This is a genomic window from Streptococcus infantis, assembly GCF_047465525.1.
GTDB classification, from domain to species: domain Bacteria; phylum Bacillota; class Bacilli; order Lactobacillales; family Streptococcaceae; genus Streptococcus; species Streptococcus infantis_R.
The window spans coordinates 31,462-44,288 of sequence record NZ_JASGZS010000010.1 but is presented as its reverse complement, the minus strand read 5'-3'; the positions used below and the strand labels follow the sequence as shown (position 1 = coordinate 44,288).

Annotated in this window: 9 protein-coding genes and 1 pseudogene; all 10 read left to right on the top strand. The window is 41.4% G+C overall.

The features are described 5' to 3' along the window. Positions 1-10: 10 nt before the first annotated feature. The 10 genes and pseudogenes from QM374_RS05100 to nt5e all read left to right on the top strand — a co-directional run bounded on the left by QM374_RS05100 (position 11) and on the right by nt5e (position 12,803). Complete coding sequence (locus tag QM374_RS05100; RefSeq protein WP_414311066.1) at positions 11-1,438, top strand: helix-turn-helix domain-containing protein; 1,428 nt, start codon at positions 11-13, stop codon at positions 1,436-1,438. Between the two features lie 158 nt (positions 1,439-1,596). Beyond that, positions 1,597-3,105 carry a glycerol kinase GlpK gene (glpK, locus tag QM374_RS05095; RefSeq protein WP_075232366.1) on the top strand — a complete coding sequence of 503 codons (1,509 nt, stop codon included), beginning with the start codon at positions 1,597-1,599 and terminating at the stop codon, positions 3,103-3,105. Between the two features lie 51 nt (positions 3,106-3,156). Further along, a complete protein-coding gene (gene glpO, locus QM374_RS05090; protein ID WP_414311065.1) occupies positions 3,157-4,983 on the top strand; it encodes a type 1 glycerol-3-phosphate oxidase in 1,827 nt (608 codons plus the stop codon). A 70-nt stretch (positions 4,984-5,053) separates the two neighbouring features. Beyond that, the gene (locus QM374_RS05085; RefSeq protein ID WP_414311064.1) at positions 5,054-5,758 is read left to right on the top strand and encodes an MIP/aquaporin family protein; all 705 of its coding nucleotides are present in this window, start codon (positions 5,054-5,056) and stop codon (positions 5,756-5,758) included. Positions 5,759-5,984: 226 nt separating this feature from the next. Further along, positions 5,985-6,116, top strand: a complete 132-nt coding sequence (locus QM374_RS05080; protein WP_000375187.1) for a teichoic acid D-Ala incorporation-associated protein DltX — start codon at positions 5,985-5,987, stop codon at positions 6,114-6,116. 20 nt (positions 6,117-6,136) lie between these two features. Continuing rightward, a complete protein-coding gene (gene dltA / locus QM374_RS05075) occupies positions 6,137-7,687 on the top strand; it encodes a D-alanine--poly(phosphoribitol) ligase subunit DltA (protein WP_414311063.1) in 1,551 nt (516 codons plus the stop codon). Then, a complete protein-coding gene (dltB, locus tag QM374_RS05070) occupies positions 7,684-8,928 on the top strand; it encodes a D-alanyl-lipoteichoic acid biosynthesis protein DltB (RefSeq protein ID WP_414311062.1) in 1,245 nt (414 codons plus the stop codon). The genes dltA and dltB overlap by 4 nt, the downstream gene beginning before the upstream one ends. Before the next feature lie 13 nt (positions 8,929-8,941). Next, on the top strand, positions 8,942-9,181 hold the full coding sequence (gene dltC / locus QM374_RS05065; RefSeq protein WP_036757952.1) for a D-alanine--poly(phosphoribitol) ligase subunit DltC: 240 nt from the start codon (positions 8,942-8,944) through the stop codon (positions 9,179-9,181). Continuing rightward, positions 9,174-10,442, top strand: a complete 1,269-nt coding sequence (gene dltD, locus QM374_RS05060; RefSeq protein ID WP_414311061.1) for a D-alanyl-lipoteichoic acid biosynthesis protein DltD — start codon at positions 9,174-9,176, stop codon at positions 10,440-10,442. Before dltC ends, dltD begins: the two co-directional genes overlap by 8 nt. A 138-nt stretch (positions 10,443-10,580) precedes the next feature. Continuing rightward, positions 10,581-12,803 (top strand): annotated as a pseudogene (nt5e, locus tag QM374_RS05055) (cell surface ecto-5'-nucleotidase Nt5e). Positions 12,804-12,827: the final 24 nt, after the last annotated feature.

The following is a 12,827-nucleotide window of genomic DNA, read 5'->3' as shown; positions in this document are numbered from 1 at the left end:
GGGGTAACAAATGTATTTAGGAGACTTGATGGAAAAAGCTGAAGCTGGTCAATTTTTAGTCCTTTCTTTTTTATTGCAGGAGTCACAAACGACCTTAAAAGCACTGATGGAGGAGACGGGCTTCTCTAAAGCGACTGTGACCAAGTACATCTTATTCACAAATGAAAGAGCGCAAACAGTTGGTCTAGATGTACAGATTCATTTACAGGAAGAGCAGGTCAACTTGTCAGTCGGTGCGACTACTAAGGGGCGTGATATTCGTCGCCTATTTTTAGACAATGCGGTGAAATACCAGATTTTACTATATCTGCTCTATCACCAGCAGTTTCAAGCCCATCAGCTGGTTCAAGAATTGATGGTCAGTGAGGCCACGCTTGGGCGCCACTTATCTGGTTTAAATCAGATTTTATCCGAATTTGATTTATCTATCCAAAACGGACGTTTGCGAGGTCCAGAGCACCAGATTCGTTACTTTTATTTCTGTCTTTTACGTAAGGTTTGGTCGAGTAAGGACTGGGGAAATGAAATGCAAAAGCCTGAGAGAAGGCGGGAGATTGCTAGTTTAGAAGAAATCTGTGGTGCTCAATTGTCTTCGGGGCAGAAGTTAGACTTGATTTTGTGGAATCATATCAGCCAACAACGTCTACGTGTCAATGCCTGTCAATTTCAAGTCATAGAAGATAAAATGCGAGGCTATTTTGACAATATTTTCTACCTTCGCTTGTTGAGAAAGACACCGTCCTTTTTTGCTGGGCAACACATTCCTTTGGGAACTGAGGATGGTGAGATGATGATTTTCTTCTCTTTTCTTCTTTCTCATCGCATTTTGCCCCTACATACCATGGAGTATATCCTTGGGTTTGGAGGGCGGCTGGCAGATTTGTTGACGCAACTGATTCAAAAAATGAAGAAAGAGGGCTTGCTAGGCGGTTATACGGAAGACCATGTCACCTATGAACTGAGTCAATTTTGTGGCCAAGTCTATCTATTCAAGGGCTATATTTTACAAGACCGCTATAAGTACCAGTTAGAGAATCGTCATCCTTATTTGCTGATGGAACATGATTTTAAAGAGACAGCAGAGGAGATTTTTCATGCTTTACCTGCCTTTCAGCAGGAGACGGACTTGGATAAAAAAATACTTTGGGAATTGCTTCAATTGATGGAATACATGGCAGAAAATGACGGTCATCATATGCGGATTGGTCTAGATGTAACAGCGGGTTTTCTTGTCTTTTCAAGAATGACTGCTATCTTGAAACGCTATTTGGAATACAATCGTTTTATTACTATTGAAGCCTATGACCCTAGTCGATACTACGATTTGCTGGTTACCAATAATCCTATTCATAAAAAAGACCAGACTCCAGTATATTATTTAAAAAACGACTTAGATATGGAAGATTTGGCAGCGATTCGTCAGATATTATTTGCTTAAAAGGCTTGGGAATCCAGGCCTTTTTTGTGAAATTCTCACAATCTTATCAATTTTTTTTAAAATTTTAAAAAACTTGATAAACAAGAAAGCGCTTTATTTTGTATACTAGTTACTGTAAAGAGGAAATAACCTCAAGATCTTTATCAGGAGGACAGCACATGTCACAAGAAAAATACATTATGGCCATTGACCAAGGAACTACCAGTTCTCGTGCCATTATTTTTAACAAAAAAGGGGAAAAGGTCAGCTCAAGTCAAAAAGAATTCACACAAATCTTTCCACAAGCAGGTTGGGTTGAGCACAATGCCAATGAAATTTGGAACTCTGTGCAGTCAGTAATCGCTGGGGCTTTTATCGAAAGTGGTATCAAGCCAAATCAAATCCAAGCTATCGGGATTACCAACCAGCGTGAAACGACAGTTGTTTGGGATAAAAAGACAGGTCTTCCTATCTATAATGCCATCGTTTGGCAGTCTCGCCAGACAGCGCCTTTGGCTGAACAACTAAAAAAACAAGGTTATGTAGAGAAATTCCATGAGAAGACTGGTCTGATCATCGATGCTTACTTCTCTGCGACCAAGGTTCGTTGGATCTTGGACCATGTAGAAGGCGCTCAAGAGCGAGCAGAAAAGGGTGAGTTGCTCTTTGGTACTATCGATACTTGGTTGGTTTGGAAATTGACTGATGGTGCGGCTCACGTGACCGACTACTCAAATGCGGCTCGTACCATGCTCTATAACATTAAAGAACTCAAATGGGATGATGAGATTTTGGAAATCCTCAACATTCCGAAGGCTATGCTTCCAGAAGTTCGTTCTAACTCTGAAATCTACGGTAAGACAGCTCCTTTCCATTTCTACGGCGGTGAAGTGCCAATCTCAGGTATGGCTGGGGACCAACAGGCAGCCCTCTTTGGACAGTTGGCTTTTGAGCCTGGTATGGTCAAAAATACTTACGGAACAGGTTCTTTCATCATCATGAATACTGGGGAAGAGATGCAGTTGTCTGAGAACAATCTTTTGACAACCATTGGTTACGGAATCAACGGCAAGGTTTATTATGCCTTGGAAGGTTCTATCTTTATCGCAGGAAGTGCTATTCAGTGGCTTCGTGACGGCCTTCGCATGGTTGAAAACTCACCAGAGTCTGAAAAATACGCTCGTGATTCGCACAACAACGACGAAGTTTATGTCGTTCCGGCCTTCACAGGTCTAGGTGCTCCATATTGGAACCAAAACGCTCGCGGTTCTGTCTTTGGCTTGACTCGTGGAACAAGCAAAGAAGACTTTATCAAGGCAACCTTGCAATCTATCGCTTATCAAGTACGTGATATCATTGACACGATGCAAGTGGATGCTCAGACAGCTATCCAAGTCTTGAAGGTGGATGGCGGTGCAGCTATGAACAACTTCCTCATGCAGTTCCAGGCTGATATCTTAGGAATCGATATTGCCCGCGCCAAAAATTTGGAAACAACTGCTCTAGGAGCAGCCTTCCTAGCAGGTTTGTCAGTAGGCTACTGGAAGGATTTGGATGAGTTGAAACTCTTGAATGAGACAGGAGAACTTTTTGAGCCATCCATGAACGAATCGCGTAAGGAACAACTCTACAAGGGCTGGAAGAAGGCTGTGAAAGCAACGCAAGTCTTTGCGGAAATCGACGACTAATAACAACTAATACTAGGAGAATAAAGCGACTCAGTTAGAAAGTGTGTAAATATGGAATTTTCAAAGAAAACACGTGAATTATCAATTCAAAAAATGCAGGAACGTACCCTGGACCTCTTGATTATCGGTGGGGGAATTACAGGGGCTGGTGTAGCCTTGCAGGCGGCAGCTAGTGGTCTTGATACTGGTTTGATTGAAATGCAGGACTTCGCAGAAGGAACATCAAGCCGTTCGACAAAATTGGTTCACGGAGGTCTTCGCTACCTCAAACAATTCGACGTAGAAGTGGTGTCAGATACGGTTTCTGAACGTGCAGTGGTTCAACAAATTGCTCCACATATTCCAAAACCGGACCCAATGCTTTTACCAGTTTACGATGAGGATGGAGCGACCTTTAGCCTCTTCCGTCTTAAAGTAGCTATGGACCTTTACGACCTCTTGGCAGGGGTTAATAACACGCCAGCTGCTAACAAGGTTTTGAGCAAGGAAGAAGTCTTGGAACGTCAACCAAACTTGAAGAAAGAAGGTTTGGTAGGAGGTGGGGTTTACCTTGACTTCCGTAACAACGATGCCCGTCTCGTGATTGAAAACATCAAACGTGCTAACCAAGATGGTGCCCTCATTGCCAACCACGTGAAGGCAGAAGGATTCCTCTTTGACGAAAGTGGCAAGATTACAGGTGTTGTAGCTCGTGATTTGTTGACAGACCAAGTCTTTGAAATCAAGGCTCGTCTGGTGATCAACACAACAGGTCCTTGGAGCGATAAGGTACGCAATTTGTCTAATAAGGGAACACAATTCTCACAAATGCGTCCAACTAAGGGAGTTCACTTGGTAGTGGATTCAAGCAAGATTAAGGTCTCACAGCCAGTTTACTTTGACACAGGTTTGGGTGACGGTCGTATGGTCTTTGTTCTCCCACGTGAAAACAAGACTTACTTCGGTACAACAGATACAGACTACACAGGCGATTTGGAACATCCAAAAGTGACTCAAGAAGATGTAGATTACCTACTTGGCATTGTCAACAACCGCTTCCCAGAAGCTAACATCACTATTGACGATATCGAAAGCAGCTGGGCAGGTCTTCGTCCATTGATTGCAGGTAATAGCGCTTCTGACTACAATGGCGGAAATAACGGAACTATCAGTGATGAAAGCTTTAACAACTTGATTGCGACTGTTGAAGCTTATCTATCGAAAGAAAAAACGCGTGAAGATGTTGAATCTGCTGTCAGCAAGCTTGAAAGCAGCACATCTGAGAAACATTTGGATCCATCTGCAGTTTCTCGTGGGTCTAGCTTGGACCGTGATGACAATGGCCTTTTGACCCTTGCTGGTGGTAAAATCACAGACTACCGTAAGATGGCTGAAGGAGCTATGGAGCGCGTGGTTGACATCCTCAAAGCAGAATTTGACCGCAGCTTTAAACTTATCAACTCTAAGACTTACCCTGTTTCAGGTGGAGAATTGAACCCAGCAAATGTGGACTCAGAAATCGAAGCCTTTGCGCAACTGGGAGTTTCTCGTGGTTTGGATAGTAAGGAAGCCCACTATCTAGCAAATCTTTACGGTTCAAATGCACCGAAGGTCTTTGCCCTTGCTCACAGCTTGGAACAAGCGCCAGGACTCAGCTTGGCAGACACCTTGTCGCTTCACTATGCAATGCGCAATGAGTTGGCACTTAGCCCAGTTGACTTCCTCCTTCGTCGTACCAACTACATGCTCTTTATGCGTGATAGCTTGGACAGCATCGTAGAGCCAGTTTTGGATGAAATGGGACGATTCTATGACTGGACAGAAGAAGAGAAAACAACTTACCGTGTTGATGTCGAAGCAGCTCTTGCTCAAAATGACTTGGCAGCATTAAAAAATTAAGAAAAACTAGAAGAGAGGGAGACAAGCGTTCCTTGCTTTCTCTCTCCTTCTTTTAAATGGAGACAAAGATATGATGAAAGAATTATTTGGAGAATTTTTGGGAACTTTAATCCTGATTCTTCTAGGAAATGGTGTTGTTGCAGGTGTGGTTCTTCCCAAAACTAAGAGTAACAATTCAGGATGGATTGTCATCACTATGGGTTGGGGGATTGCCGTTGCTGTCGCAGCCTTTGTGTCTGGCAAGCTCAGTCCAGCTCATTTAAACCCAGCTGTGACCATTGGTGTGGCCTTAAAAGGTGGCCTGCCTTGGGCATCAGTATTCCCTTATATCCTAGCCCAGTTTGCAGGAGCTATGCTCGGTCAGATTTTGGTTTGGTTGCAATTCAAGCCGCATTATGAGGCTGAAGAAAATGCAGGCAATATCCTGGCAACCTTCAGTACTGGGCCAGCCATCAAGGATACAGTTTCTAACTTGATCAGTGAAATCCTTGGAACCTTTGTTTTGGTGTTGACAATCTTTGCTTTGGGGCTTTATGACCTTCAGCCTGGTATCGGAACCTTTGCAGTGGGAACGTTGATTGTCGGTATTGGTTTGTCACTAGGTGGGACAACAGGCTATGCCTTGAACCCTGCGCGTGACCTTGGCCCTCGTATCATGCACAGCCTTCTACCAATTCCCAACAAGGGAGACGGAGACTGGTCTTATGCCTGGATTCCAGTTGTAGGCCCTGTTATCGGTGCAGCCTTGGCCGTACTTGTATTCTCACTTTTCTAAGATAAAAGAGTTATTTGTAACAAAGTTTGAGATTGGATTCTCAAACTTTGTTGTTTTTAAGGGCAAAACATTAATATTTTAACTTGTCTTAAAATAAGCTAAAATGTGCTTTCTAAAAATGGTAAACAGTTGAAAATAGAGGGAATAAAGTGGTAAAATGGGAACAAGAAAAAATAGTAATTGTTTGTGGGAAAATTGACGGAAATTTACAGAAAAGAAATCGATCATGGATAGAAAGAAACCATTATATATTTTTTTAGGGCAAACGGTCCTGTATTTTATTGTTTTACTGGGTTTGCTTTACTTTTTTAGTTATCTTGGTCAAGGTCAGGGTGGCTTTATCTACAATGAATTTTAACTTTAAGGAGAAAACGAACTGTGTCTAATAAACCGATAAAAGATATGATTGAAGCGATTGAGTACTTCGCCCAAACTCAGCCTAGCTTTCCAGTCTATAATGTTCTTGGTGAGGAACGTACCTATGGTGATTTGAAGGCTGATTCGGATAGTTTGGCTGCAACCATCGATCAACTAGATTTACCTGAAAAATCTCCTGTAGTCGTTTTTGGTGGTCAGGAGTATGAGATGTTGGCTACCTTTGTAGCCTTGACAAAATCTGGCCATGCCTACATTCCAATTGATAGCCACTCTGCCTTGGAGCGTGTGTCTGCCATTCTTGAAGTGGCTGAGCCAAGCTTGATTATTGCTATCTCAGACTTTCCATTGAAGCAGGTTTCTACACCTATGATGAATCTAGCTCAGGTTCAAGATGCCTTTGCTCAAGGGGCAAGTTATGAGATGACGCATCCAGTCAAGGGGGATGATAACTACTACATCATCTTTACATCAGGGACAACTGGGAAACCAAAAGGAGTGCAAATTTCCCATGATAATCTGCTCAGCTTTACCAACTGGATGATTACGGACAGGGAATTTGCGACGCCAAGTCGTCCACAAATGTTGGCCCAACCACCTTATTCTTTTGACTTGTCTGTCATGTATTGGGCACCGACCTTGGCACTTGGTGGTACGCTTTTTGCTCTTCCATCAGCTATCACTCAAGACTTTAAGCAACTCTTTGCGACCATCTTTTCACTTCCGATTGCTATCTGGACTTCAACACCATCTTTTGCAGATATGGCAATGCTGTCGGAGGATTTCAATGCTGAAAAGATGCCAGGAATTACCCATTTCTACTTTGATGGGGAAGAGTTGACCGTTAAAACCGCTCAGAAATTGCGCGAGCGTTTCCCAAATGCGCGTATCATCAATGCTTACGGTCCAACGGAAGCAACAGTTGCTTTATCAGCAGTCGCTATTACAGATGAGATGTTAGCAACCTTGAAACGTCTTCCGATTGGCTACACCAAAAAAGATTCACCTACCTTCATCATCGATGAAGAGGGCAATAAACTGCCAAACGGAGAGCAAGGGGAGATCATCGTATCTGGTTCAGCTGTTTCAAAAGGCTACATGAATAATCCTGAAAAAACAGCTGAAGCTTTCTTCGAATTTGAAGGTCTGCCAGCCTATCATACGGGAGATGTCGGTACTATGACAGATGAAGGCCTCCTTCTCTATGGTGGACGGATGGATTTCCAGATCAAGTTTAACGGTTACCGCATTGAGCTAGAAGATGTTTCTCAAAACTTGAATAAATCTCAGTATGTTGAATCCGCTGTTGCAGTTCCACGTTACAACAAAGACCACAAGGTTCAAAACCTCTTGGCCTATGTTATCTTAAAAGATGGCGTCAAAGAACAATTTGAGCGCGAAATTGATATCACGAAAGCGATCAAGGAAGACTTGGAAGATATTATGATGTCTTACATGATGCCGTCTAAGTTCCTTTACAGAAAGGAATTGCCACTAACTCCAAATGGCAAGATTGACATTAAAGGCTTAATCAATGAGGTAAATAATAGATGATGGAGCTTCTCAAACAGCTTCCTCATATTGAGCCTTATGGAAATCTACAGTACTTTGTCTACGTGATTACCGCTACCTTGCCAATCTTTATCGGTCTTTTTTTCAAAAAACGTTTTGGCTGGTATGAAATATTGGTTAGTCTCTTCTTTATAGTCACTATGTTGACGGGAGGCAAGACCAATCAATTAGCTGCCTTAGGAATCTATCTAATTTGGCAAATAGTACTGGTTCTTTTTTACAAGCAGTATCGAAAAGTCCGAGACGGCAAATGGATTTTCTATCTCGTTAGTCTGTTGTCGTTACTTCCCATCATCTTTGTCAAGGTGCAGCCTGCTATCAATGGAACGCAGTCTTTGCTTGGATTTTTGGGAATTTCTTATTTGACATTTCGTTCGGTAGGAATCATCATCGAACTTCGAGATGGAGTCATTAAGGATTTGAAGATGTGGGAGTATTTGCGTTTTCTTCTCTTTATGCCGACATTTTCAAGTGGTCCTATTGATCGTTTCAAACGTTTTAATGAAAATTATCAGACGATTCCAGAACGTGATGAGTTGATGGACATGCTAGCTGAGTCAGTTCGATATATCATGTGGGGATTTCTGTATAAATTTATCCTAGCTCATATTTTAGGCGAGATTTTATTACCACCGCTAAAGAATTTAGCTTTACAAACAGGTGGCGTCTTTAACTATTATGTAGTGGCCATCATGTACACATTTGGTTTGGAGCTCTTCTTTGACTTTGCAGGTTACTCTATGTTTGCTCTAGCTATTTCAAATCTGATGGGGATTCGTAGTCCGATCAACTTCAACAAACCCTTTTTATCAAGGGATTTGAAGGAATTTTGGAATCGTTGGCACATGAGTTTATCATTCTGGTTCCGTGACTTTGTCTTTATGCGCATGGTCATGGTGATGACGAGAAAGAAGCTTTTTAAGAATCGAAATGTGACCTCAAGTGTCGCCTATATCCTGAACATGCTCCTTATGGGGTTCTGGCATGGGATAACTTGGTTTTACATTGCCTACGGACTCTTTCATGGAGTGGGCTTAGTCATTAATGATGCTTGGGTTCGAAAGAAAAAAACGCTCAATAAAGAACGTAAGAAAGCAGGGCAAGCTCCCTTGCCTGAGAATCGCTGGGTTCAGTTGCTTGGCATGGTGATAACCTTCCATGTCGTGATGATTTCATTCTTAATCTTCTCTGGATTTTTGAATGATTTATGGTTTAAAAAATAAAAGGAATTAAAAAATGGATATCAAATCAGAAGTTATTGAAATTATTGATGAATTGTTTATGGAAGATGTTTCTGACATGATGGATGAAGATCTTTTTGATGCAGGTGTCTTGGATAGTATGGGGACAGTTGAATTAATCGTGGAAATCGAAAACCGCTTTGATATTCGTGTCCCAGTTACAGAATTTGGTCGTGATGACTGGAATACAGCTAATAAAATCGTAGCAGGAATTGCGGAGTTAAAGAATGCTTAAACGCTTGTGGCTGATTTTCGGGCCTGTTTTTCTAGCGGGCTTGTTGGTGTGCCTTCTTATCTGTTTCTATCCAAGTAGCCCAAGTCATAATCTCATGGAGGAAAAATACTCTGCCGCTTCGATAAGTGCAGAAAGCTTTAAGGAAAGAAGTCAAAAAGTAAGAGCTCTTACGGATCCTGATATGCGTTTTGTGCCTTTTTTTGGATCTAGTGAGTGGATGCGTTTTGATAGTATGCATCCAGCAGTACTGGCTGAAAAGTATGACCGTTCTTATCGTCCTTACTTTATGGGACAGGCAGGAGCAGCTACCCTCAGTCAGTATTTTGGGATACAACAAATCACATCCGAACTTGAAAATAAGCAAGCGGTATTTGTCATTTCCCCACAGTGGTTTACAAAAGAAGATCATGACCCGACTATTTTCCAAACCTATTTTAATAATGATCAGTTGACTGCCTTCTTGGAAAATCAATCTGGGGATGCAGCCTCTCAGTATGCTGCCAATAGACTCTTAAAGCAAAATCCTGGTGTTTCTATGAAGAGCATCGTTGAGAAATTAGCCAAAGGAGAAAAATTATCAGAGTTCGACCAAAGTATGATTAATATTTCGTCGCAATTAAATGAGAAACAATCAGCTTTTTTTGGACAATTCTCCATTCGTGGACGATTAAGGTACAAAGATAACGTTGAGAAATATTTGAGTAGTCTCCCAGATCAATTTTCTTATGAAGAATTGGAAAATATTGCACGTAAGGATGCAGAAGAAAATACGACCAATAATGATTTGGGAGTAGATAATCATTTTTACAATACTAAATTAAAGAAAGATTTGAAAAAATGGGAAGGATCTCAAAAGAATTTTAACTTTCTCAAATCACCTGAGTACAATGATTTGCAGTTAGTGCTCGATCAATTTGCAAAATCTAAGGTCAATGTGCTCTTTGTCTTTCAACCTGTCAATAAAAAATGGATGGATTATACCGGGTTAAGTGAGGAGATGTATCAACACACAGTTGAAAAAATTCGTTACCAGTTGGAGAGTCAAGGCTTCACCAATATCGCTGACTTTTCAAAAAACGGTGGAGATCCCTACTTTGTTAAGGACACGATTCATATCGGTTGGTTAGGCTGGTTAGCATTTGATAAGGTTGTAAATCCCTTTTTGAGCAATCCAACAACAGCGCCTGATTACCAAATTAATGACCGTTTCTTTAGTCAAGATTGGGCAACCTATGATGGGAATATCCAAGATTTTCAATAATATAGAAAAGGAGTTTGAACTTTTTGTTCAGACTTTTTTATGAAATGTCGGATAGGTTACCTTCAAAAAGGTTAAAAGTTTAAAAATGATGCTAAATAGCGTATAATGGTAAAAGAAAGAAGAGAAAGGGATTTCAATATGAATAAACGTTTTTTGTTGCCTGTGCTATCGACAGCCCTATTAGCTCCAGCCTTTTTAGCTGGATAGGTCTATGCTGAAGAAAATACTAGTTCTTCAGAAGCTACAGAAGTTGTGAGCATTACAGAAGCACCAGTAGTGACAGCGACTCCTGAGGTTGTTACAAGTCCGGCAACGCCAGTTGAAGAGGCTGCACCTCAAAAAGAAGAAGCAGATACTGTTATCTTGCATACCAATGACGTGCATGGTCGTATCGTAGAAGAAAAAGGAGTAATCGGAGATGCCAAACTCGCAACGGTTATTGAGAAGGAGCGAGAAAAGAGCGATCAAACGACTCTAGTAGTAGATGCAGGCGATGCCTTCCAAGGTCTGCCAATTTCAAACTCTACAAAGGGTGAAGCACGTGCCAAAATCTTAAACGAGATGGGCTATGATGCTATGGCTGTAGGAAATCATGAGTTTGACTTTGGACTTGATGAAGTTGAAAAATACAAAGAAATTTTGAACTTCCCATTGCTCAGCTCAAACACTTATGTCAATGGTGCTCGTTTATTTGAAGCGGCAACAATTGTTGATAAGAACAAGGATGTTGAAGGTGATGAATTTGTCGTCATCGGTGTGACAACGCCTGAGACAGCTACCAAGACCCACCCTAAAAATGTTACAGGTGTAACCTTTACAGAGCCTATTGCCGAGGTTAACAAGGTTATCGAAGAAATTCAAGCTAAAGCCTTGGCAGAAGGCAAAGACTACAAACACTATGTTGTCCTTGCTCACTTGGGAGTTGATACAACAACACCAGTAGAATGGCGCGGTTCAACACTTGCAGAAGCACTTTCAAAAAATCCTCTTTTGAAAGGTAAGCGTGTTACAGTGATTGACGGTCACTCTCATACAGTAGAATCGACTACTTATGGAGACAATGTTACATACAACCAGACAGGAAGCTATCTCCATAACGTTGGTAAAATCACTTACAAATCTCGCCAATTATTGGGGAATCCTTCACTCATTGCGGCTGCAGATGCTAAGAAATTGGAAGCTAATCCAAAAATTGAAAAACTTGTCAAGGACATCAAACAAAAGTATGACGCTGAAAATGCTATAGAGGTTGTTTCAAATAGTCCAGTTGAATTGAACGGTGACCGTGAAAATGTCCGTGTCCGTGAAACCAACCTTGGAAATGTTGTCGCAGATTCTCTCTATCAGTATGGTCAAACAGGATTTAGTCATCCGACGGATATCGCTGTGACCAATGGTGGTGGCCTGCGTGAAACGATTGCTAAAGATAAGCCAATTACAAAAGGAAATGTCATTGCGGTTCTACCATTTGGGAACACAATTTCACAAATTCAAGTAACTGGTCAGCAAGTTTTTGAAATGTTTGAAAAATCACTCGGATCTATTTTGCAGGTTGATAAGGCAGGAAAAACTGTCTTGGATGAAAATGGTCAACCATTGCTAGAACCAAGTGGCGGATTCTTACAGATTTCAGGAGCCAAGGTCTACTACGATACAAATCTAGCTGCAGGCAAACGTGTCTTGGCTATTCAAGTTAAGAATCGTGCGACTGGTCTTTATGAAAAACTAGATTTGGAAAAAGTTTACTACCTAGCAACCAATGACTTCCTTGCAGCAGGTGGTGATGGTTATACCATGCTTGGTGGTGCCAGAGAAGAAGGCCCTTCAATGGATGCTGCCTTTGAAGATTACCTTAAAACAGCTGATTTGACTCAGTATGAAAAGGTAAATCCAAACTCACGCACGATTTCTGTGGATTCAAAAACATTTAAACTGCCAGAAGATCAAGGTAAAGAGCAAAATCCAGCTAAACCAGGAAAAGATTCAGCAACAGATCCAGCAAAACCAGAAAAAGATTCAGCAAAAACTCCTACTCAACCAGGAAAAAATCAGGGAACAACTCCGGCTAATTCAGGAAATGATGCAACTAAGCCAGGAAAAGTTCAAAAGACAACTCCAGCTAAATCGGAGCAAGATTCAGCAACAAAAACAACTCCATCAGGGAAAAATCAGGGAACAACTCCTGCTCAAACATCTACTGTAAAAGTTGATTATAAGGTTGCAGATAAATTTACCAACAAGACAGTCGTATCAGAAAAATTACTTCCTAATACAGGTAGTGAACAATCTATTTTCATGATGCTATTGGGTATGATTCTTGGAGCGACAGCCCTCTGGACTAGTCGTAAACAAGAAAAATAATTCTACAAGATGAAAACATATCAG